25 protein-coding genes are annotated in these 22,727 nt (G+C 41.5%); 21 read left to right on the top strand and 4 right to left on the bottom strand.

What is annotated here, in order from left to right; translation table 11 throughout:
* Positions 1–83 precede the first annotated feature (83 nt).
* From FTU79_RS04545 to FTU79_RS04505, 9 genes are all read left to right on the top strand, one after another.
* Positions 84–692 carry a CoA pyrophosphatase gene (locus tag FTU79_RS04545; protein WP_168378585.1) on the top strand — a complete coding sequence of 203 codons (609 nt, stop codon included), beginning with the start codon at positions 84–86 and terminating at the stop codon, positions 690–692.
* 36 nt (positions 693–728) lie between these two features.
* The gene (locus tag FTU79_RS04540; RefSeq protein WP_168378505.1) at positions 729–1,259 is read left to right on the top strand and encodes a gamma carbonic anhydrase family protein; all 531 of its coding nucleotides are present in this window, start codon (positions 729–731) and stop codon (positions 1,257–1,259) included.
* A gap of 161 nt (positions 1,260–1,420) precedes the next feature.
* Positions 1,421–2,086 (top strand): tRNA (adenosine(37)-N6)-threonylcarbamoyltransferase complex dimerization subunit type 1 TsaB, encoded by a 666-nt coding sequence (gene tsaB, locus FTU79_RS04535; RefSeq protein WP_180049002.1) that lies wholly within the window; start codon positions 1,421–1,423, stop codon positions 2,084–2,086.
* 12 nt (positions 2,087–2,098) lie between these two features.
* Positions 2,099–2,923 carry an undecaprenyl-diphosphate phosphatase gene (locus FTU79_RS04530; protein ID WP_180008558.1) on the top strand — a complete coding sequence of 275 codons (825 nt, stop codon included), beginning with the start codon at positions 2,099–2,101 and terminating at the stop codon, positions 2,921–2,923.
* On the top strand, positions 2,917–3,735 hold the full coding sequence (locus FTU79_RS04525) for a class I SAM-dependent methyltransferase (RefSeq protein ID WP_218945387.1): 819 nt from the start codon (positions 2,917–2,919) through the stop codon (positions 3,733–3,735). Before FTU79_RS04530 ends, FTU79_RS04525 begins: the two co-directional genes overlap by 7 nt.
* A 125-nt stretch (positions 3,736–3,860) precedes the next feature.
* The gene (locus FTU79_RS04520; protein ID WP_168378508.1) at positions 3,861–5,252 is read left to right on the top strand and encodes a C13 family peptidase; all 1,392 of its coding nucleotides are present in this window, start codon (positions 3,861–3,863) and stop codon (positions 5,250–5,252) included.
* Positions 5,253–5,280: 28 nt separating this feature from the next.
* Positions 5,281–6,126 carry an S-formylglutathione hydrolase gene (gene fghA / locus FTU79_RS04515; protein WP_180049001.1) on the top strand — a complete coding sequence of 282 codons (846 nt, stop codon included), beginning with the start codon at positions 5,281–5,283 and terminating at the stop codon, positions 6,124–6,126.
* 131 nt (positions 6,127–6,257) lie between these two features.
* On the top strand, positions 6,258–7,364 hold the full coding sequence (locus FTU79_RS04510) for a YjgN family protein (RefSeq protein ID WP_180049000.1): 1,107 nt from the start codon (positions 6,258–6,260) through the stop codon (positions 7,362–7,364).
* Between the two features lie 14 nt (positions 7,365–7,378).
* Entirely contained in the window at positions 7,379–8,440 is a 1,062-nt protein-coding gene (locus FTU79_RS04505; RefSeq protein ID WP_180048999.1) for a M48 family metallopeptidase, read from the top strand.
* Between the two features lie 31 nt (positions 8,441–8,471).
* Here FTU79_RS04505 and FTU79_RS04500 read toward each other — a convergent pair whose 3' ends face one another.
* Positions 8,472–8,768: a DUF2218 domain-containing protein gene (locus FTU79_RS04500; protein ID WP_180048998.1), complete on the bottom strand. Its 297-nt coding sequence runs from the start codon at positions 8,766–8,768 to the stop codon at positions 8,472–8,474.
* Between the two features lie 603 nt (positions 8,769–9,371).
* Here FTU79_RS04500 and rpe point away from each other — a divergent pair.
* From rpe to FTU79_RS04455, 9 genes are all read left to right on the top strand, one after another.
* Positions 9,372–10,058 (top strand): ribulose-phosphate 3-epimerase, encoded by a 687-nt coding sequence (gene rpe, locus FTU79_RS04495; protein ID WP_078192356.1) that lies wholly within the window; start codon positions 9,372–9,374, stop codon positions 10,056–10,058.
* A gap of 615 nt (positions 10,059–10,673) precedes the next feature.
* Positions 10,674–11,192, top strand: a complete 519-nt coding sequence (locus tag FTU79_RS04490) for a hypothetical protein (protein ID WP_180048997.1) — start codon at positions 10,674–10,676, stop codon at positions 11,190–11,192.
* Positions 11,193–11,238: 46 nt separating this feature from the next.
* Positions 11,239–13,194 carry a multicopper oxidase domain-containing protein gene (locus FTU79_RS04485; RefSeq protein WP_180048996.1) on the top strand — a complete coding sequence of 652 codons (1,956 nt, stop codon included), beginning with the start codon at positions 11,239–11,241 and terminating at the stop codon, positions 13,192–13,194.
* Complete coding sequence (locus FTU79_RS04480) at positions 13,181–14,134, top strand: copper resistance protein B (protein WP_180048995.1); 954 nt, start codon at positions 13,181–13,183, stop codon at positions 14,132–14,134. Before FTU79_RS04485 ends, FTU79_RS04480 begins: the two co-directional genes overlap by 14 nt.
* Positions 14,135–14,434: 300 nt before the next feature.
* A complete protein-coding gene (locus tag FTU79_RS04475; protein ID WP_086178605.1) occupies positions 14,435–14,752 on the top strand; it encodes a multidrug efflux SMR transporter in 318 nt (105 codons plus the stop codon).
* A gap of 55 nt (positions 14,753–14,807) precedes the next feature.
* Positions 14,808–15,125, top strand: coding sequence for a quaternary ammonium compound efflux SMR transporter SugE (gene sugE / locus FTU79_RS04470; RefSeq protein ID WP_078191206.1), 318 nt, complete (start codon positions 14,808–14,810; stop codon positions 15,123–15,125).
* 37 nt (positions 15,126–15,162) lie between these two features.
* The gene (locus FTU79_RS04465; protein WP_180048994.1) at positions 15,163–15,645 is read left to right on the top strand and encodes a methylated-DNA--[protein]-cysteine S-methyltransferase; all 483 of its coding nucleotides are present in this window, start codon (positions 15,163–15,165) and stop codon (positions 15,643–15,645) included.
* Between the two features lie 39 nt (positions 15,646–15,684).
* Positions 15,685–16,338: a nuclease-related domain-containing protein gene (locus FTU79_RS04460; protein WP_180048993.1), complete on the top strand. Its 654-nt coding sequence runs from the start codon at positions 15,685–15,687 to the stop codon at positions 16,336–16,338.
* A 62-nt stretch (positions 16,339–16,400) separates the two neighbouring features.
* The gene (locus FTU79_RS04455) at positions 16,401–16,769 is read left to right on the top strand and encodes an SseB family protein (protein ID WP_180048992.1); all 369 of its coding nucleotides are present in this window, start codon (positions 16,401–16,403) and stop codon (positions 16,767–16,769) included.
* Between the two features lie 92 nt (positions 16,770–16,861).
* Here FTU79_RS04455 and FTU79_RS04450 read toward each other — a convergent pair whose 3' ends face one another.
* Positions 16,862–17,794, bottom strand: a complete 933-nt coding sequence (locus tag FTU79_RS04450; protein ID WP_180048991.1) for a tRNA-dihydrouridine synthase — start codon at positions 17,792–17,794, stop codon at positions 16,862–16,864.
* 449 nt (positions 17,795–18,243) lie between these two features.
* On the opposite strand from FTU79_RS04450, the gene FTU79_RS04445 reads away from it, so the two are divergent.
* Positions 18,244–18,453, top strand: coding sequence for a cold-shock protein (locus FTU79_RS04445; protein ID WP_067761877.1), 210 nt, complete (start codon positions 18,244–18,246; stop codon positions 18,451–18,453).
* A 154-nt stretch (positions 18,454–18,607) separates the two neighbouring features.
* On the opposite strand, the gene FTU79_RS04440 is transcribed toward FTU79_RS04445, so the two are convergent.
* Positions 18,608–19,417, bottom strand: coding sequence for an inner membrane protein YpjD (locus FTU79_RS04440; protein WP_078191164.1), 810 nt, complete (start codon positions 19,415–19,417; stop codon positions 18,608–18,610).
* A gap of 138 nt (positions 19,418–19,555) precedes the next feature.
* Between FTU79_RS04440 and ffh the strand changes: the two genes are divergently transcribed.
* Both ffh and FTU79_RS04430 read left to right on the top strand, forming a co-directional pair.
* On the top strand, positions 19,556–20,959 hold the full coding sequence (gene ffh / locus FTU79_RS04435; protein WP_078191163.1) for a signal recognition particle protein: 1,404 nt from the start codon (positions 19,556–19,558) through the stop codon (positions 20,957–20,959).
* Between the two features lie 283 nt (positions 20,960–21,242).
* Positions 21,243–21,836 (top strand): alpha/beta hydrolase, encoded by a 594-nt coding sequence (locus FTU79_RS04430; protein WP_180048990.1) that lies wholly within the window; start codon positions 21,243–21,245, stop codon positions 21,834–21,836.
* Between the two features lie 143 nt (positions 21,837–21,979).
* On the opposite strand, the gene FTU79_RS04425 is transcribed toward FTU79_RS04430, so the two are convergent.
* Positions 21,980–22,657, bottom strand: coding sequence for a hypothetical protein (locus FTU79_RS04425; RefSeq protein WP_180048989.1), 678 nt, complete (start codon positions 22,655–22,657; stop codon positions 21,980–21,982).
* Between the last annotated feature and the right edge of the window lie 70 nt (positions 22,658–22,727).

The following is a 22,727-nucleotide window of genomic DNA, read 5'->3' as shown; positions in this document are numbered from 1 at the left end:
ATAAAACTTTGGCATCATTTCTAACCAGCTTGGCCGAAATTCAGCTATGATGAAAACAAGATAATTATAAGGTTGTAATGTGGATGGATGAGGGTTTATTGACTCAGCGATTGCAGCAAAGTTTACGTTTTTCTAAGCGTATTCAACCTGCGCATGCTGCTGTATTGATTGCGATTACCCAAGAAGATAATCCACGTATTTTATTGACCCGCCGCTCGCTCTATATGAATAATCATGCCGGTGAAGTGTCCTTTCCCGGTGGCAAACGTGATGTCCAAGACACCAGTAATATCGTGGTGGCGTTAAGAGAAGCTCAAGAAGAAACCGCTCTAAATCCATTTGATGTGCAGCTTTTGGGTGATTTACCGATGCAAAAAGCACGGAATGGAATGTTAGTTAAACCGATCGTGGGATTGATCCCGCCTGACGTAAATTTAATACCTCAACCCACTGAAATTGACCGTATTTTTTTTGCATCATTAAGGCAGCTTTTAGAAACACCGCCAACGCCATATGAAGTTCGTTTTGCCCAGCAATCGCTTTATTTTCCCAGTTTAAGAATCGAAAACGAAATCGTATGGGGCTTGACTGCACGGATGCTGATTTCCTTATTTCAATATGGTCTGAATTATCAAAAAGAATGGCCTTTTTTATTAAATTCTCCTTCATTTCATTTGGGCCGTGAGCCATAAACCTTTATTTAGAAAGTCAAAATAGGATGTTTGATCATGTTGTACAAATTTCAAGGATATAGCCCGAAAGCCACGCATCAACCTTGGGATGGTTGGGTTGCAGAAAATGCAACGGTCATTGGCCAAGTTGAATTAGGCCGAGAAGTGAGTGTCTGGTTCGGAGCCGTCATCCGAGGGGATAATAGTCGTATCAAACTGGGTGATTTTACCAATGTACAAGAAAATGCGGTGCTGCATACCGATGCGGGCATTGAAATGATCATTGGTGATTATGTCACGATTGGGCATCAAGCCATGCTACACGGATGTACCGTAGGTGATAATAGTCTGATCGGAATCAATGCCGTGGTTCTAAATCATGCTGTGATTGGTAAAAATTGCATCATTGGTGCAAATGCTTTAATTCCAGAAGGGAAGGTGATTCCGGATAACTCTGTTGTGATGGGGTCACCGGGTAAAGTTGTTAAGACTTTAGATGAACAAGCGGAAGCACGTCTAAAAATGAGTGCCATGCACTATGCCGCTCATTTTAAACATTTTACTCAACTAGAAGCCGCTGAACTTTAGAACGCTATACATGGCAAGCAAAAAAGCCTCGAAGTTTGTCGAGGCTTTTTATAGATTAAATACAGAAAGCGCTGAGTCTGTGGTGGAACATCTCGCGAACTGCGATGGAGTGGAGTATCATATTCAACGTTTTTTAAGATTAAATTTAATTAAGGTTGCGCATGAAATTACTGGCATTGGAAACTGCCAATGAGCAGTGTTCCGTCTCGATTGTAGATGAAACTCAAGAGCTTTATTTTCAACTCGATTTACGGGCAAAAGCGCAGACGCAAACTATTCTCCCAATGATTGAGCAAGGGCTTAATCAAACTGCTATTGAGTTAGCCGATTTAACTGCGATTGCCTTTAGTCGTGGGCCTGGCTCATTTAGTGGTGTTCGTATTAATGCAGCGGTAACACAGGCTTTGGCATGGGCCAATGACGTACCTGTTGTTCCAGTCTCGACTTTGCAAGCTTTGGCTCAAGCGGCGCATCGTCTACATGGTTTGACTGAAGTAACAGCAGTCCTTGATGCTCGCATGCAAGAAGTGTATATCGCCAGCTATCAACTCGATGCCAATGGCATTATGCAGGCTGTAGATGAAGAACAACTATTAAGTTACGCAGATGCCACACCACAGATCAAATTTACTGTCGTGGGTTCTGGTAGTGAGCTCATTCAATCAGAACAAACACAATACAAACACTTAAGTGCAACAGCACAAGATATTGCTACTATTGCCCGCGAAGCGGCGCAAAGAAAAGCATGGGTGAGTGCTGAACTTGCATTGCCCGTTTATTTACGAGATAACGCCTGGAAGAAAATTTCAGAACAAGGCAAGCCATAATTAGGGTTATATATGGATCTTCTACTGCTGCTCAAAGCGGCAATCATGGGTATTGTTGAAGGTATTACCGAATTTTTACCGATTTCAAGTACAGGGCATTTGATTCTAGCCTCAGAATTAATGAACTTCTGGACCAAAGAAAAAAGTGATGTTTTCGTGATCGCGATTCAAATGGGTGCGATTGCTGCGGTAATTTATGAATACTGGGGCCGCCTGTGGGGCGCAGCAACCGGTATGGTGACGGGTGAAGAAAAAGGTCGCCGTTTAGGTTTTGGCTTAATTCTCGCTTCGATTCCAATCGTGTTGATTGGTTTGACGTTTGGTCAGACGGTGAAAGAGCTGCTGTTCAATAACATTGCGATTGCTATGGGGTTGATTATCGGTGGTTTGATCATTATTTGGATCGAAAAAAATCCACCGCAAGTGCGTGCCAAAGAAGTAGAAGATTTAACCATTAAAGATGCGATTTGGATTGGTTTAATTCAAGTTTTATCTTTAATTCCAGGGACTTCACGTTCAGGCGCGACCATTATTGGTGCCATGTTCTTAGGTGTTTCTCGTAAAGCAGCCACTGAGTTTTCATTCTTTTTGGGTATTCCTGTTATTGTCGGTGCAGGTTTACTGGATTTATATCAAAGCTATGATGTATTTCAAGGCACTCAAGATTGGACTGTGATTGCAGTCGGTTTGATTGTTTCGTTTGTCTCGGCATTACTTTTGATTCGTGCGCTTGTCGCTTATGTGGCAAAACGTGATTTCATGATTTTTGCGTGGTATCGAATTGTTTCAGGTTTATTGATTTTATTGTTCGCATTTACAGGCTGGAAATTATGGTAAGCGAAATCCGCTTATACACAGAACAAGAGTTTCATGAGAAAGCACAGCAGTATTCTGCTGTGCTTTCTTCACGTGGCGTATCTGTAAATATTGAATTAATTGAAAAATTAAACGCGCGTTTTTTACGTTTAAACCCTGAACTCAGTTTGTGTGTCGATGCAGATGGTTTGTGGTTAGCGGCCAATGGCATGAAGATGCAACCCGATTGGAAAGCAGAAGTGGGGCGTTTAAAGCGAGCATCCTTAAAGTCTGAGATGATTGCACGTGCGTGTAATTTGGCTGAAAAACCACAGCTTGTAGATGCAACCGCAGGGCTAGGGCACGACAGTCTCTTAATGGCACATTTGGGTGCTCATGTGACCCTTGTGGAACGTCATCCGATTTTATTTACCCTATTGGAAGACTCACATCAACGTGCGCAGCAAGATGCGTTTTTAAGTTCGGTTGTAGTTCGAATTGAATTGGTCTTTTCAGATTCGGCAGATTATTTGAAACATTTGTCGACGACCAATCAAATCTTTGACGTGGTTTATCTCGATCCGATGTTTCCGCAGCGAGATCAAAACCAGCAAGCCGTCAAAAAGCAAGCTCAGGTCAAAAAACAAATGCAATTATTGCATTTACTGTTACCTGAAGATGGTGAAATGGATTTAGGTGATAATTTACTGGATTTAGCACAAAAAATTGCTAAACGTGTCGTGGTTAAACGTCCACGATTGGCGGTTTTTTTAGCGAATCAAGAGCCACAACATCAGTGGCAAGGTGATGCTTGTCGCTTTGATGCATATTTCCAACATGATCTTGTGACTTAAAATGATATTTGCTTCAATATTGTTCAAAGATTTGTTATATAGTTAAAAAATAGCATTGCTAAAAACGACATCAGGCATAAAATTATTTGTGCAATTAAGCGAGCCAAGGCCACCATCAGAACTCTATGATTGATTTCAAACCCTCCATCAATTTTTGGCATGATTTTAAAAGCAACCAAACTGCGGGGATGTGGTTATTTTTGGGGTCTCGTCGTTCTTTACAAATCGTTCGACCATCGATTTTACAATTGGTGTTTTGGGGGATTTTAGGTGGTTGTGCCAACAGTTTATTTAGTTGGCTCAGCACGGGGCGTATTGGCGAATTTAATGCCCAAGGTCTCATTAGCTACGCATTGTGGCCATTTATTGCTTTAATCGTGGGGATTTTCCTGTCACAACGTGTGAATAATCCACGGTTAATGTTGGTCCCAGCATTGCTTTGGTTGGTGCTTGATACGCACATCATGTTGTTTCAATGTTTGATTCAATATTTGGGAGATCTCGATTTTCTTCCATACTTCTTGTACGACTACATTCCAACGTTATTCATTATTCTATTTGTTTGGCAAAGTCTGGCTGTCGTTTGGGTATTTTCACGTGAGCTGAAATGGCCATGGTGGGAGCGAGCACTGATTATGGGTGCGACGCTATTTACTTTGGTCGTGTGGCAAGTCTCAGTCAAAGATCAGCCGATTTGGAAAGTGGAAGAAGTTCCACCAAGCTTTGCTGAAGATGCCTTCTATGCACAAAGCCGTTTGCTCAATAAATCTTTAGACGCAGTGGAATATGGTGAATTTGCTCAATCCCATTGGTACTTCTTAGGGGTGGCGGGTGCGAGTTATCAAGATGTCTTTAAACTGGAAATTGAACGGATTAAAGAACAGTTTGATACACGTTTTGGCACCTATGGGCGTTCGGTTGAACTTATCAATAACCCTGCAACACGCACTGAAATTCCGCTGGCATCTAAAACCAGTATGGAGTTGGCGCTGCGTCGTATCGGTCAGCAGATGAACCGAGAAAGTGATGTCTTATTTTTATATATGACCTCACATGGTTTACCAAATGTCTTTGAAATGGAAAATGCACCTTTGGATTTGGCGCAAGTCGATCCTAAATGGTTAAAAGAAGCCTTGGATGCGTCCGGAATTCGTTGGCGTGTGATTGTGATTTCTTCATGTTATTCAGGAAGTTTTATTCCAGCACTACAAAATGATAATACTTTAATTATTACTGCATCGGCAGCTGATCGACAGTCTTTTGGCTGTTCGAATGAAGCTGAATACACCTATTTTGGCCGAGCGTTCTTTGATCAGGCGATGCGTGAGCAGACCAGTATTCAAGCGGCATTTAATGAAACCAAAGCGACTGTTGCGAAATGGGAAGCAGCGCAAGGTTTCGAACCTTCTGAACCGCAGTGGTCGATGGGGAAAAACATGGCATTAATGTTGCCTCAATTAGAACAACGATTGTTCCCGCCGACAACTACTGCACCGGCTACGACGGTTACGCCTTAAAAGATTAAAAAAGTTTAGGATAAAGATCATGGAATTAGTACAACGAAATACTTGTTTTGCTGGTGAGCAGCGCATTTATCAATTGGATTCTTCAAGTCTAAAGACCGCGACAAAGTTTGGTATTTTTCTGCCAGAAGTAGCCTTACAAGGCCAAGCGTGTCCTGCATTGTTTTATTTGGCGGGATTAACCTGTACTGAAGAAACCTTTGCCATTAAAGCGCATGCTCAGCGTTTAGCTGCGCAGCTTGGCCTGATTTTAATCAGCCCTGATACTTCTCCACGTGGGGAACAGGTAGCACAAGGTGATCATTGGGATATTGGGCAAGGCGCAGGCTTTTATATTAATGCAACGGAACAACCTTGGGCCGAGCATTATCAAATGGAACGTTTTATCACTGAAGAATTGTATTCGTTGGTACAGGCTGAATTTCCGGTACAAAAGGGTGCGATTGGCATATTCGGACATAGTATGGGCGGTCATGGTGCATTAACTTTAGCGTTGAAGCATCCTGACCTGTTTAAATCGGTTTCTGCTTTTGCACCGATTTGTGCGCCGAGTCAGTGTCCATGGGGCGAAAAAGCCTTTAATCAATATCTAGGTTCAGACCGACAGCAGTGGCTTCAGCACGATGCTACAGCTTTAGTGAAATCTAAAGGGGCTTTGTTTAAAGCCATTTTGATTGACCAAGGTATTGATGATCAATTTTATAGCCAGTTAAATCCGATGTTGTTTAAGCAAGCGTGTGAGCAAGTTGGGCAGCCACTCGAAGTGCGTGAACATGCAGGCTATGATCATGGTTATTATTTTATTCAAAGTTTTATGGATGATCATTTGCAATTTCACGCTGTCCAATTGCAAACAGCGGTTCATTAATTCTAAAGCCAGTGTTTAAAAAATATTGAGGCATAGCTTGCTTTGATATACGTATAAATAAAGCATGGTGATGTGCATTGCCATGCAAATGAATAAATTCGACATACCAAAAAAAATAATTTAGGGTACTTATGCAAAATTCACAATTGGAAACGCCGCTTCCGCCAGAGCTGCCCGTGATGAATCCACCGAGTCTATTTGGTGAGACAGAACAGGCTGATGTTTTGGGACGAAATTATCATTTTAGGTTTAAAGGTAATGCGTCTGAATATTTCGGTATTTGGATCGTGAATATCTTACTGACAATTGTCACGCTTGGACTTTATGCGCCTTGGGCAAAGGTCCGCCGTTTACGTTATTTTTACGGTAATACTTGGGTATTTCAGCGTCGTTTTGACTTTACTGGTTTGCCTACAAAAATTTTAGTTGGACGCATCATTGCGCTAGTGGTCTATGGTGGTTTCTCTTTTGCTGCAAAATATTCTTGGGAAGCTTTCTTAGCGGGCTTTGTCCTGATCTTCTTTGCGGTTCCTTGGCTCATTCGATCTACGATTCGTTTCCGTGCTCGCAACAGTAAGTTTAGTAATAGCCGATTCTTTTTTTCAGGGACAAATAAAAGCGCGTATTGGTGCTTTGTTAAATGTCTTGCGGTGGTTGTCTTTACCCTTGGATTGTTTACACCAGTTGCGGTCTGGCTATATAAACGTGAATGTCTGAATCATTTGTATCTGGGTCAGTTAAAATTTAATCTGAATAATACGTGGGGCGATTATATGCGCGCCATGTATGTGCCTTTATTTCTGTTTATGGGCTTTGGTGCATTGCTGGCAGTAATCTTTGCAATACTGTTTGGTAGTTCAGATGGTTTAAATGACGCATCTTATGTCTTCATTATTTTTGGTATGTATTTGATTGGCTATATGTTTATTTGGCCACTCACAGCTGCACGTATTTTTATTACCACTTGGAATAACACCACGTTGAGCCGCAGTCAGTTTCATACGGACTGTAATCAATGGCGCTATGCATGGATTGTCTTGAGTAATTGGTTGGCTAAAGTGATTAGCCTCGGTTTACTGACACCATGGGCAGTTGTGCGACTATATAAATATCAGACGGAATCTTTGCATTTAATGTTGGTCGATGATCCAGACCAATTACAAAATCAAATGCAGCAAGATCACAATGCGATTGCTGAAGAATTATCCGATATTTTTGACCTAGATATTTCCTTATAACACAGGTGAATTACATGAAAACATCAGTAGTGAATGCAACCTATTATGATGGGAAAGTGTCAAAACCCTTTGTTGCTCAAATCAGCGCAGATGGGGAAAATGCCGTGATTGTGCGTTATGGTCAAGACCTAGAACAAACGCAGCATTACACCTATCAAGATATGACGCTGATTGGAGCGTTAGGTGATATTCAGCCAGTGATCGAGTTAAAGGACGATGCTCGTTTAGAGTTTCATCAACCCTTGCCGGAGTGGTTTAATCTCGATGTGAAGTCGCGTTGGCATTCGATTTGGAAATTAGAGCGTTCACCTTCTCTAATCATTTTTAGTGTGATTTTTGTGGTGGCTTTTGCTTTTGTCTTGATTAAATGGGGCATACCTGCGGCGTCACATGTGGTGGCCAATCAACTGCCTGAGACCGCTTTAACGAGTTGGGGTGATCAGGCGGAAAAATATATTATTGATATGACTGAACCCACGAAATTGCCACAAGCACGTCAAGACAAGTTGAAGCAAGAATATCAACAATTGGTGGCTGAAAATCGTCCTGCGAAGTTGTTATTCCGCGGTGGTGGTAGCATCGGTGCAAATGCATTGGCGATACCCAATAACACCATTATCGTGACAGATGAGTTGGTTAAATTAGCGAAAAATGATTATGAGCTCATAGGTGTGCTGGCACATGAGCAGGGGCATTTAGTTCAACGCCATAGTTTGCAGCAAAGTTTGTCAGGTTTAGGCATCAGTATTATTTTGTTGATGATTACAGGGGATGGCTCTGACATTCTCACCAGTTTGCCAGTGGCTGCGGTGGGTGCGAGTTACTCACGAGACTTTGAATCAGAAGCAGATTTATATGCCTTAAAACAACTTTCAAAACATCAAATTCCAACGGCACATTTTGCAAACTTCTTACAACGTATGGAAGATGAAGCTGATGGTGAAACAGCAAAAGAGAAAGGTACAAGGGATGAAACTGCCAAAGATCAGAGATCTTGGACAGACTTCTTTGAGTCACATCCAGCGACGAAAGCTCGTATTGATGCAGTTAGAAATTATCAATCACATCAGCATTGAGTGAAATGCTTTGATAATATGGCGACGTAGACTACGGTTCGCGTTGCCATGTTGCACTGAGTTCTTCTTGTCCCATGCGGATCAAATGATCTAATACCACATGTTCCAATTGATCTAGATTTGTGCTTGGATCTTGGGCTGAAATCACCACGTCTAAAAACGCAGCTTGTGGTAGAAGGCTAACCTCTGCAGAGGGCAGTTGAATCTTGAATGCAGTATTTTCTCCAATGAGCTGTTCATTGACTTCAAATTTATGTTTCCAATGATTGACTAAGCGTTTAGCAACACGTGCTGCTTGGGCGGTGGTGATTTGTGTTGAACTTTTCATAGATGCAATTTTATTGTTAAGTTGTCAGTCCTTTAACTTAGCAAAGTACATAGATGCTCGTTAAGTCTAAATATGCAACGCTGTGTTTCTATCCCTGAGATCTTTATCCATATTAATCACTGATGTTACGCACGCAAAAAATAATTTTGCATTTTTAAAATGATATTTAAGTCAATTCGACGGAGTCTTACATCTAGGGCTTAAATAAAGGGATTAGCCTTCGGCTGGAGGTACTCTTACGAAACGATGTTTCTCATTAGGCAAAATGAGAAGCGAAGCTTCGCAACGAAACCATCTTGCAGAGCAATGCTCCTCACCGCAAAACTCGCTCTCTAGCGTCTATTTATTTAAAGTATTGCAAAAAAAAATTGATGAGAAGTCGTGCTGTCTCAAACAATTGCGGATGACGTTACCGCGTATCGTTCTTTTATTTGAACCAATTTCGCTTCTGATGTTACTGCGTAACATCAGTTCATCCTAGGTTTCTTTATTAGAGAGATCTCAATCATTGGCATCGAAAAAACGACTAAGGGCATGGGCAGCGAATAGGGGGACAATTTGCTATAATGCGTCAATCACTCCCTTTTCAAAGCTAGGTTTTTCATGTCCAAGCCATTCTTAATCGCACCTTCAATTTTGTCAGCAGACTTTGCGCGCTTAGGTGAAGAAGTTGAAAATGTTCTAGAAGCCGGTGCAGATGTTGTTCATTTCGATGTCATGGATAATCATTATGTACCGAACTTAACTTTTGGTGCGGGCGTTTGTAAGGCATTGAAAAAATACGGCATTAAGGCGCCAATTGATGTGCATCTAATGGTTTCACCGGTAGACCGTATGATTGGTGATTTCTTGGAAGCTGGCGCAGATATCATCACTTTCCACCCAGAAGCGACTGACCATATTGACCGCTCTTTACAGTTAATCAAATCTGGCGGTGCGCAAGCGGGCTTGGTGTTTAACCCTGCGACACCTCTGCATTATTTAGACTACGTTTTAGATAAAGTTGACCAAGTCTTGTTGATGAGTGTGAACCCAGGTTTTGGTGGTCAAAAGTTCATTCCAATGACCTTGGAAAAGCTGCGTCAAGCACGAAAAATTATTGATGCTTCAGGTCGTGATATTCGCTTAGAAGTGGATGGTGGTGTTACTCCAGCCAATATTCGTGATATTGCTGAAGCCGGTGCAGACATGTTTGTTGCAGGTTCAGCGATTTTTGGTAAGCCTGATTATAAAGCTGTGATTGATGACATGCGTTCAGAGTTGGCAAAAGTGCATGCTCAAGAGGCTTAAGCCTTTGGGTATAAGTTATTCCTCGCTTGTGGATAACTATATGGATAACCGTATGGATATCTGTGTAGATAACTATATGGATAACTTGGATAAATTATAAACGATTGTGCATCAATGGTTTAATAATTAGACGTATTAAGTATAAAAAGGACTCAATTGAGTCCTTTTTTTATGGAGTAAAGTGTTTGAAATGCTGTATGTTTATTAATCTATGGTAAATAATTAATCAGTTTAAAAAATAACTTTTATGTTTTAACTGGAAGATATGCGCTGATTTTTATGACAGCGCAATAAATTTAAAACTGTTGTGAATAACTGCACAATTAATTATGCTGTTAGCAACTATTGAGATACGCTGCGACTGGCAAAACACATCATCGATCGCACTAGATAGTGCTTTTAGATATTTCTGAATGTATCGTTCATGATGGATAAATCGGTCGAGCTGCATGTCATGTTGATACAAATGTCATGTGATTGCATTTGAATCGTAAATAATATCATCGTGGTGTTTCATTCGGATTTCAGCTGAACTGATCGCGTGATGTTTCTAAAGATGTGTTAATAGGGACATGTTGTCACATGTACATCATTGGGTTGAATTAGGGTACTAAATTGTTCAATTTTTTGCGTAAGCATCTTGGCTTTGCTTGGCTCATGGCGTTTGTCATGGGGTGGAGCAGTGTGGTCAGTGCTCAGCAAAATTTTCAACATCAACAAATGATGAACGCAAATGCCCATCAGGCATCAGTTCATGCAGCACATGCTGATCCTTCGCATTTAAATATGACAAATTGCCATCAAAATCAGCGGCAAGCTGTTCCTGAACATGCAGCACATCATGGTAAGCAGACGACACTAGAAGTCTTTTCAATGATGGATTGTCATCAATCTTTTGATGCGACATCTGCACTGCAAGATGGTCAGGCGCATCATTCAACGACACAAAGTACAGACTGTCGTCAGGACTGTACACTCGCACATTGCCAAATCAGTACCTCTTATGTCGATAGCGCCTTGGTCGCATTGCAGACCTTCCATGTGCATCACTATGCAGAACCCCCTCGTTTCATTTTTGCTGGACAGCATTTAAAAGGCTTTTGGCAAGAAATTCTAAGACCCCCGCAAGCTTAACCTGAGTTTTAAATACGTTTTTTCGTTATTTTATAAAGGTTAAGTCATGTCTAATTTATTTAAATCAGGCCTCGTGCTCGGGGTATGTCTGCTGTCACCAACGTGGGCGTTTGCAGCCATTAAAGAATATCATCTGAATATTGATGAAAAGACCATCAATTTGACTGGTAAAGCGGTCAAGAAAATCAGCGTCAATGGTCAGTTTCCAGCACCATTACTGGAGTTTGAAGAAGGCGATGATGCGGTCATCCATGTGCATAATCAGCTCAAAAAACAAAATACCTCAGTGCATTGGCATGGTCTATTGCTGCCCGGCTTAATGGATGGTGTACCCGGCTTTAATGGTTTCAATGAAATACAGCCTGATGGTAGCTTTACTTACAAATTTAAAGTCCGTCAAAGCGGAACCTATTGGTATCACGCGCATTCCAAAGGCCAAGAACAAGACGGATTGTATGGCGCTTTGGTAATTTATCCGAAAGGTAAACAAGCACTTGCCGCACATGAACAGACACAACGTGATTATGTGGTCATGCTGTCGGATTTTCATGAATCATCTAGCGCTCAGATTATGGCAAATCTGAAAAAGTCTGCCGAATACTATCAAAATCAGCGTGAAACAGTTTCAGATGTATGGACGCAAATTCAACGAACAGGTTTAAAAAATACGTGGCAAGACCGTTCGATGTGGAATCAGATGCGAATGCTGAAAACGGATTTGTCTGATGTCACGGGTTATACGTTTTTAGTGAATGGCAAAACACCACAGCAGAACTGGACAGGGATGTTTAAGCCAAATGAAAAAGTCAGACTTCGTTTTGTAAATGCTGCGGCTATGTCGTTTTTTGATGTGCGTATTCCTCAGCTCAAAATGACGGTGATCAGTGCAGACGGTCAAGCGGTCAAGCCGGTCGCTGTGGATGAATTTCGCATTGGTGCTGCAGAAACCTATGATGTGATCGTAGAGCCTAAATCTGCGCATTATCAGATTGAAGCTGAGTCGATTGATCGGACTGGATTTGCGATTGGCACTTTACATGATGAAACGCAGCCTCAGCACTCAGGTATTCGTATACCAAAAGCACGGCCACGCGCTTTGTTGACCATGGAAGATATGGGCCATGGTTCAATGTCAGGTATGGATCATAGCAATATGGGACATACTACTACAGGCTCAACCCAAACTTCAGCAATCCAGCAAGCGAATGCTCATGAGCACAACGCGCATACTGAAAATCAGTCAAAGATTCAGCCGAATCAAGTACATGATCATGCCGCTATGGGACATGACATGGACCATTCCCCAGTGACTGCACATATTGCTATGCAACATCCAGACATTCATAAACAGAACATGTCAGATACGGCGCATGCCAATATGGATCATAGTGTGATGGATCATTCATCCATGAAACATGATATGCATACAGCGATGGAGCATGCACAGTCTAAAGAGGAGAAGCAGGCAGTTGAAAATTCAGCAACGGTTATGGGTTGGGCCAATGCTTCAACACCTGTTGGTGATAAGGCACTGCAATATAGTGATTTAAAAGCGTTAACCCCGCAGCCTGATACACGTGAACCGACGCAAGATTTGGTCATTCATTTGGGAGGAACGATGGAACGCTATATGTGGACCATGAATGGCAAAAAATTTAGCGAAGCCGAACCACTACAAGTGAAATATGGTGAGCGAATTCGCCTGAAATTTGTCAATGACAGCATGATGGCGCATCCGATGCATTTACATGGCATGTTTATGCAATTGGAAAATGGGCAAATGTCTTCTGAAATGCCAAATAAACATACGGTGATTGTGCCGCCAGGGAAAACAGTGACGGCTCTGTTAACGGCCAATGAATTAGGGGAGTGGGCGATTCACTGTCACTTGCTGTATCACATGTCTGCAGGGATGATGAATAAACTTGTGGTCGCAAATGTCGCAGAGAATACGAAAACGGCATCTGCACCGCAAAAGGAGGTGTCCCATGCGCATCATTAAACCATGCACATATACGGTTCTAAGTTTAGCTTTGGCATCGGTCACTCAAATGACCATGGCGCAAGATGCACATCACAGCATGCCGATGTCAGCTCAACATGAGTCGCATTCCTCACATGATTCGTTGTATCAAGAGATGCAAACAGGGATTGAATCGAGCCAGATAGAACATGCAGAACATGCAGAACATGCAGAACATGCAGAACATGCAGAACATGCAGAACATGCAAATGCATCATCTATTGCGTCACGAGCTGCTTCTGCGCAGCATCCCATTGATCATAAGCGTGAACATGGTGGACAGATTTATCAAGCGACTGAGATAGACAATCAATGGCTCAATAATGCCGATGGCCGAGGAAGTTTAAAGACCGAAATTGAGAGTCGAATCGGGACCGATGAAAATAAGCTCTTCATCAAACTACATGCCGATAAAGCAGAATCTCAAGACGCTGATTATGCGGCTCAAGTGATGTATAGCCGTATGATCTCAGACTTTTGGGATGCGCAAATTGGCGCACGTTATCGTGTCGATGAACATCAAGTGACGGACAAAGAACAGTTAGATGCTGCGGTGGGTCTGCATGGTCTGGCACCGTATTTCTTTGAAACCGATGCTTATCTATATTTTGGTACAGATAATCAGGTCAGTTTTTCTTTAGAAACCGAACGTGATCTGCTGCTGACGCAAAAATTGATTTTAAAGCCGTATCTGAACCTAGATGTGGTGCTGAGTGATGATTCTGCCTATGCACAAAAAACAGGACTCAGTTCTGTATGGTTAGGGCTAGAAACACGCTATGAAATCAATAAAAAGTTGATGCCATTTATTGATGTTGCTTACAGCTATGAAAAAGGAAATCAGCATACGGCACGGCAAGCTGAAACTGGAAGTGAAAAACAATGGTGGTATGGCGTAGGACTTCGTCTGAAGTTCTAACAGTCAAATAGGCCAAATAAAGAGGGCATCATCAACAGGTTTTGGTGATGCCTTTTTTATTTCTGAATCTGTCCTTTGAACAGACATGCCATGTTTTGGCGCAATTCATCTGTGCAAGTTTTTTCCTTAACTGAATAACGCCCTGAATTTGGTCAAAAAATGTAAAGACTGCACTAAAATTCAGCATATTTGCTATACTGAGACAAGATTCGGAGGAACGACCTCCCTTACATCTTTGTTCAAAGCCAGTAAGAAAAATCGTCAGGACGACCTGACTCTACTAATATGGAGGAAGGTATCATGGCCTGGGTTGTTCTAGTATTCGCTGGTATTTTTGAAATCGTTTGGGCCTATTCGATGAAGCTCTCAGAGGGCTTTACAAAACTTGGCCCAAGTTTAATCACTTTATTTTTTATGATCCTGAGCTTTGGTTTATTGGCCTATGCCATGAAAACGTTGCCTCTGGGAACAGCTTATACCATTTGGACTGGAATCGGCGCGATTGGCTCATTCCTCGTGGGTATTTTTATACTCGGTGAGCCTGCAACTGCCATGCGGATGTTAGCCGCAGTACTGATCATTTCTGGTCTAATCTTGATGAAATTATCTTCAAGTTAATATGTTCTAAAGCACAGCGGTCATTGACCCCTGTGCTTTTTTTATGGGTAAAAATATGGCTTGGGTTTTATTAATTGTAGCGGGATTGCTTGAGGTGGTTTGGGCGTATTGTATGAAAGTCTCTGAAGGCTTTAGCAAACTGACGCCAAGTATTTTGACCATTGTTTTCATGATCGCAAGTTTCGCTTTGTTGTCTTATGCAATGAAATCCTTACCGCTGGGTACAGCGTATACGGTGTGGACCGGCATTGGTGCAGTGGGATCATTTATCCTCGGCATCGTTGTATTGGGTGAGCCCGCAAATGCCATGCGCATGCTAGCTGCGGTACTGATTATTTCAGGACTAGTCTTGATGAAATTATCGTCCTCCTGAATAATGAAGTGCTGCGATTTTGAGCTTGGAGTATCTCATGCAACTTTCTTATCAGTTTTTAAATTCGCCCGTTGGACAATTAAAACTTGTTGCACATGAAACCGCATTGGTGGCTGTTCTTTGGGAAAATGAAAACCCTAATCGTGTGCGATTGGCGGCTTTGGTTGAAGATCTGCAACACCCGATTTTGCTCAAAACCGCACAGCAATTAAATGAATATTTTGCGGGTAAAAGACAGCAATTTGACTTGCCGCTAGACTTTGAAGGTACCGCATTTCAGCAACAAGTTTGGCAAGCTTTATTGACGATTCCTTTTGGAGAAACTCGCAGCTATAAACAAATTGCAGCGCAGATCGGCAATGTCAAAGCCGTACGTGCTGTCGGTGCAGCCAATGGTAAAAATCCAATTTCAATTATTGCACCCTGTCATCGTGTCGTGGGGGTAAATGGAAAATTAGTGGGTTTTGCGGGTGGTTTAGAAAATAAAGAGATATTGTTAAAAATTGAGAAATTACAATAAAATAGAAAATATACTTATTTAAAATAATGAATCAAATTAATGAATATTTCTCAAATCTTTGCACCCTTCATTTCGACGTTGTGGTGGCTAATTCCATTGTTACTGATTGTGGGGGCAATCAAAGCATTTAAACCTTATTTAAAGGGGAAAATGGGGGAGTTTGCTGTCGCCGTTCATGTCAAACTTTATTTGAAAGACCATTATATCTTGTTAAATGATTTGACCTTACCAGATGGCGAAGGAGCTACAACTCAAATTGATCATCTTCTTTTAAGCCCATTTGGTGTGTTTGTGATTGAAACTAAAAACTATAAGGGCTGGATTTTTGGGAGCGAGAGACAAAAACAATGGACGCAAAAGATTTATAAAAAAAGTTTTAAATTTCAAAATCCAATTCACCAAAATTATAAACATATGAAAGTGTTAGAACAGGTGTTGAGCGATATTGTGGATAAAGACAATATGCATTCTGTGATTGTTTTTATGCCTGAAGCAGTGTTTAAAACAGAGATGCCGTCGAATGTATTTCGGGGTACAGCTTGGGTGGACTATGTTCAAACCTTTCAGCAACCCGTGGTCTCTGAAATGAAACTTAAACGAATACAGTTGCGTTTAGAAAAAGAAATTTTAGAAAAATCGTGGAAAACAAATCGACAGCACGTTGAAGATTTAAATCAACGGCATAATTCATAAACTTCCTGTATGCTGTGGATGGTGAACAGTATCTGACTGATAAAAATAGACGGACAATAACAATGAACGACACGCTTCAACATCTTTATGAATCGACTTTAGATCATCCTGAGCAATACCAAGACTTTTATCAGCAACTTTTAGCCAGCCAAGTGTATTGTCTGGGTGAGCGTGATGCTGAGCAGCATTTACATTTTCAATTGATGGAAAAGGAGCAGGGCGAGCAAGCCATTCCATTCTTTCTGAGTCTTGCGATGCTTCAACAGGATGTTGGCGCAGACGCAGAATTTGTCATGATCAGTGCTGAAAAATTGTTTGCCATTACCAAAGGCGCAAGCTTGGTGATGAACCCGACTTCGGAACATCCGAAAGAGTTTTTGGCAGATGAGATCGATGCAATTTTAGAGTTTGCCAAACAACAAAGCCTTTGAACACTGTAGGTGTAATCAAAGGCTCTGCGGCTACGCTGAGATAGCTGTTTTCACACTTTTTCGTTTTCATATTGGGCGATGTGCTTTAAAACTTACATACCGGCTTTGAGTTTTTGCACGATTTCATCAAGTGGTTTGACACGTTTTACTTCATCCCAAAGGACTTTGGCTTCTGGATAGTGCTTCGACATCATGCCGAGCCATTGTTTATAACGACCGACCATATTCATTTCTTTTTTATACGAACCGTTTAAGAAACGAATTTGTAAGCCAAGCAGTTCATGCCATGTAATCAGCGGCTCATCGGTATTACGACGAATACACTGTGTAATGTCAGGGGTGGTCACCGCAGCACGACCAATCATCAGGTCTTCACAACCAGATTCGAGTTGGCATTGTTTGGCATCGGCATTGTTCCAAATTTCACCGTTGGCAATCACGTTAATTTTCAATGCTTCACGAATGGGTTGCAACTGATCCCAAAAGGCAGGCGGGGTATAACCATCGGCTTTGGTTCGCGCATGGACTGTAACCCATGCGGCACCCGCATCTTCGATGGCATGCGCATTTTCCATGGTGAAGTTATGATCCATATAACCCAAACGCATTTTTGCCGATACAGGAATATGACTCGGAACAGCATCACGCACAGCTTTGACTAACTCATACACCACTTCAGGCTCATCTAGCAGAACTGAACCGCCACGGTGGCGGTTGACGGTTTTTGCAGGGCAACCAAAGTTCATATCAATTGCAGGGGCACCAAGTTCTACCGCGCGTACAGCATTTGCCGCGAGCATAGTGGGATTGTTACCTAAGAACTGCACATGAACCGGTGTTCCTGCTGCAGTTTTGCCCTCATTGTTTAGTTCAGGACAATAGCTATGATAAATATGGTCGGGCAGGACAGAGTCCGTGACACGGATAAACTCGGTTACACACCAGTCAAAACTCCCCACATGCGTCAACACATCTCGCATAATTGGGTCGGTTAAGCCTTCCATCGGCGCAAGAACAAGTTTCACGGTCACACAGCCAAAAATTGAAAAACGGAGTTATACGTGGTTTTGAAAGGGATGTCTAGGTTTTGTGCTTCTGGTGACGCGGAATACGAAATCACAAAATTTTATGTAATTATTTGGTGAAATTAGGACCAAAGTCGTAAAGTCTTGACTGACATAAAACTTAAACAATAAAATGAGTAAATACAGATGGATAGTAATAATAAGAAGATGGCTTTTACTGTTGTTTTTTAATGGAATCAACAACATATACTGTGCTTGAATATTTTAAGATTTCATGTATGATGGCAGCAACTAGAAAAAAAGTATTGTTTCGTAAATTTTCTTTAAGTATCGCAGTGTTAGTCATAATCCTTCGTTTTTTACAGAAATGAAGTTCAATTCTTTATTATTTTCCAAGTTATAGTCAGTCATCATCCAATGGCTAAATCAACAAATTAATAGGTATTATTATGTCTAATACAGTTACTGGTACAGTTAAATGGTTCAACGAAACTAAAGGTTTCGGTTTTATTGCACAAGACAACGGTCCTGACGTTTTTGCTCACTTCAGCGAAATCACTGGTTCTGGCTTCAAAACTTTGCAAGAAGGCCAAAAGGTTTCTTTCAGCATCGCTCAAGGTCAAAAAGGCCCGAATGCTGTAAACATCGTTGCTCTATAATTTAGACGTAATGAAAAAAAAGCGCTGTATAGCGCTTTTTTTATGCCTGTTATTTCTGTGTGAATAATCAAGCTATAAAAAAAAAAGAGAGCCTTAGCTCCCTTCGTAATAAAACTTACTTCTTTATAAAACTTAAAATCGTTTCATCGTCGACTTAGCGGCCTAAAACCATTTCTAAAATAAACTTAGAACCAATAAAGCCGACTGCCAAGAGACAAAAACCAATGATGGTAAAGCGAATGGCTTTTTGACCACGCCAGCCGAATCGATAATGCCCAATGAGCAAGGCACCATAGACGAACCATGAAATGATGCTAAAGGCAGTTTTATGCGCCAAATGCTGTGCAAAGAAGTTATCGATGGTGAAGAAACCAAACCCAAGTGCCACGGTCAGTAGTGCAAAACCAGCAATCAATAAGTCAAATAGTAAAGATTCCATGGCTTGGAAGGATGGAAGCAGGCTCACCCATACACGCTTTTTCTGCTTGTTTTTTAGTTCACGGTCTTGTAAACGCAAAATAACCGCTTGAATAGTTGCCATCAGCAGGACGGCATACGCGGAAAGCGACAAAATAATATGGATGTCTAAACCCAGCGAATGTTGTTCTATAAATTGATTTTGTCGACTAAATGCGAAGCCCAAAATCAACCCTGTCGCTGCCACAGGAATGCCCAACAGGTTCATTGCCAGCACAGGTCGATAGGTACTAAATAACACACTGAGCAATAGCATGAGACCTGAAGTGAAAGACATCAGGTTGAACACGTCATAGTTCACACCCATAGGCGTCAACATGTCGTTATATAAAACACCTGCATGCAATAACATGCCTAAACCAAGTACAACACCAATAAACCAATGGTTCGGCGCACGTTTAGACATTAAATGGCTGAATAAATACCAAAAAGACGTGGTATAAGCGATTAATGCTAGGATCGTGTAAACCAAGGGGAGACTGATCATGTCAAACCTTTTTCAGGATGTTGAATATTCATTTATATAAATTCTGCAAGAACTAAAGTATCCTATAGCATTCTATGCATAAATTTTCTATTTTAAGAAACAATTTTTTGCTCATGGCTATTTTAAGCGGATTTTGCAATGTTTGATACCTTAACAGAACGACTCACGCAGAGTTTAAGAAATGTTACTGGCTCAGGGCAGCTAACCGAAGACAATATTAAAGATACGTTACGCGAAGTACGTATGGCACTTCTTGAAGCCGATGTTGCGTTACCTGTAACTCGTGAATTCATCGCGAAAGTTAAGGAAGAAGCATTGGGCCAAGAAGTGATGACTCAGTTATCACCGGGGCAGGCTTTCGTCAAAATCGTTCATGACGAATTGACCAAAATGATGGGTGAGGCGAATGAAAGCCTAGACCTAGCGGCAAAACCACCAGTTGTTGTGCTACTTGCAGGTTTGCAAGGTGCGGGTAAAACAACCACTGCGGCAAAACTTGCACGTTTCTTACAAGAACGTCAAAAGAAAAAAGTAGCAATGGTGTCTGCCGACGTTTATCGTCCAGCAGCGATTAAGCAGCTACAAACGGTTGCAGGTGAAGTTGGCGCGATTTTCTTTGAATCAAGCGCAGACGAAAAACCAATTACCATCGCTAATCGTGCGATTGAGCAAGCAAAAATTCAATTTGCTGATGTCTTGATTGTCGATACAGCAGGTCGTTTACATGTAGACGACGAAATGATGGATGAAATTAAAGAGCTTCATGCAGCAATTAAGCCGACTGAAACATTGTTCGTGGTTGATGCCATGACCGGTCAGGATGCGGCGAATACGGCAAAAGCCTTTAATGATGCTTTGCCTTTAACAGGTGTGATCCTGACAAAAACGGATGGTGATGCACGTGGTGGTGCGGCACTTTCTGTTCGTGCTATTACTGGCAAGCCGATTAAATTCTTGGGTATGGGTGAAAAACTCGATGCCCTAGAGCCATTCCATCCTGAACGTATCGCACAGCGTATTTTGGGTATGGGTGACGTACTTTCTTTGGTCGAAGAAGTTGAACGTAAAATCGACAAAGAAAAAGCCGAAAAAATGGCGAAAAAACTGCAAAAAGGCGGTAGCTTCAACTTTGAAGATATGCTGATGCAGTTTGAACAAATGAACAAAATGGGCGGTATGATGGGCTTCCTGGATAAACTTCCAGGCATGAGCAACTCAGGGATTCAAGATGCAATTGCACAAGCAAATCCTGAAAAGCAAGTGAAGAAAATGGAAGCGATTATTCAATCGATGACCATTAAAGAACGTCGTAACCCAGACTTGATGAATCCAAGCCGTAAAAAACGTATTGCAGCAGGCTGTGGTATGGATGTTGCTGAAGTGAATAAACTCATCAAGCAACATGCGCAAATGGCGAAAATGATGAAGAAATTTGCCAACCCAACGGGTATGGCAAAAATGATGAAATCATTAGGCAATATGCAAAAACAATTTGGCGGCGGTGGCATGGGTCCATTGTTTGGCAGTAAAGATCCGAAGTAATTTGGACTGAAAAAAAGGCGCTTTCTGCGCCTTTTTTTATGGCTGCAATTTGACGAGACTGTGCGTTCAAGTAAAGTGGTAGGGTACATTTGATAGCAAGTACTGGATGAAGGAATCTTGCTATACCAGCAGATAGATACCGAACTGAGCTAAATCATTACAAAAAGATGCCAAATTGACATTGAGAGCGTGTAGGTGACAGGTTTAAAACAGAGGTGAAAATTTGCCGAACTGCAAATTGAAAGCTTCACTAAAAATAATCACCTAAAATAAGAATCAAATCATGAATACACCGCATACGCCAGAAAGCCAAAAGATCTATATTGTTCATGGTCATGATGCATCGCCTAATGATCATTGGTTTCCTTGGTTGGGACGAAAGCTGCAAGAAGCAGGACATTATTCTCGACGCATCGTGATGGCAAATGCGGCACAACCTGATTTTGACCATTGGCAGAAATTTCTAGCGTTGCAAATGCCTGATTTGGATGAAAATACCATTGTGATTGCACATGGTTTGGGGTGTTTAACCACGCTGCATTATCTCAATCAATATTTTGAAAAGCATGGCACACGGATTAAAGCGGGCGTTTTTGTATCGGGTTTTAAAAGTAGTTTACCGACACAACCTGAATTAACCGCATTTATTCAACGTGCAAAAATGGATAGTGGTGTTTTACAGACCTATATGCCAATTTGTATCAGTTTGATTTCATCCAATGATCCTATCGTGCCGCCGCCGGTTGCGATCCAATTGGGCAATTTTATAAATGCACAAATTTATGAGGTGAAAGAAGCGGGGCATTTCACAGCACAGGATGGCTTTTCTGAGATTCCACAACTGTGGCACGTATTAAAGCCGATTTTAACGGCTTAGGTAGGTTGTATGCGCGTGTTTAATAGATCGCGTGTTTTGTAAATCAGGTAATCGTGAAAACTAAAATTGATCATGCAATAGGTGCAATTGAAGAGAAAAAAGGCGCAATCTGCGCCTTTTTGTTTGATCGATCTTTTGATAGATCAGTCGAGTTCTAAAGCAACACGTTCACGAATGTCGTCAATGTCATCATTGGCTTCGCGACCATCTTCCTGCCATGCTTTATAAGCACCAACATATTCACCATCGGTATCGACGACATATTCAGCCGCAATTTTTCCTGAGGCATACCATAAGCGATAGGCATCATTGCCATTTTCATCGACTTTATACGCTGCGCCACGTTGTCCTGTTGGATAAAACTCTTCACCTTGGATGCTCACGCCATCTTGATTCACAAAGGTTGATTCTACTTTGCCGTTTTTGCGATAAAGTGTTACTGGGCCTTCGATGTCACTGCCACTAAAACTAAATAGTTTCATCGGATCTTTGACCCAAGCAGGTGAGGATTGAGGGGTTTTGGTTTCTTGGTAAAAATCTTGAACTAAAAAATCTCCTGTGGCATTACGACCTAAAAGTACACGGTAATAGCCGTCTTTGACTGGGGTCATGTAATAACTTGAATCAATATACGATACGCAGCCGCAGTAATCGGGATTATCTTCATCTCCAAAATAGCCCAAAACTGCTTCAGAGGTGCTGAGCTGTGATTTGATTTCGGCAGGGATTTTAGAGTTGGCTAGATTTTGTGTCGTGGTACAACCGCCGAAGAATAATGTAGAGGTGAGCAGGCTTAAACCCAGTAAATTTTTAAATTTCATATCTATACTCTTCGTCTTATATTCTATCTTGAAAGACATTTTTAAATTATAAAGTTGCTGATGTATCTGT

Origin of the sequence: Acinetobacter sp. YH12144 (genome assembly GCF_013418345.1) — a bacterium.
GTDB classification, from domain to species: domain Bacteria; phylum Pseudomonadota; class Gammaproteobacteria; order Pseudomonadales; family Moraxellaceae; genus Acinetobacter; species Acinetobacter amyesii.
Note: the sequence above shows the minus strand (reverse complement) of the source record. Positions and strands in the feature narration are given on the sequence as shown.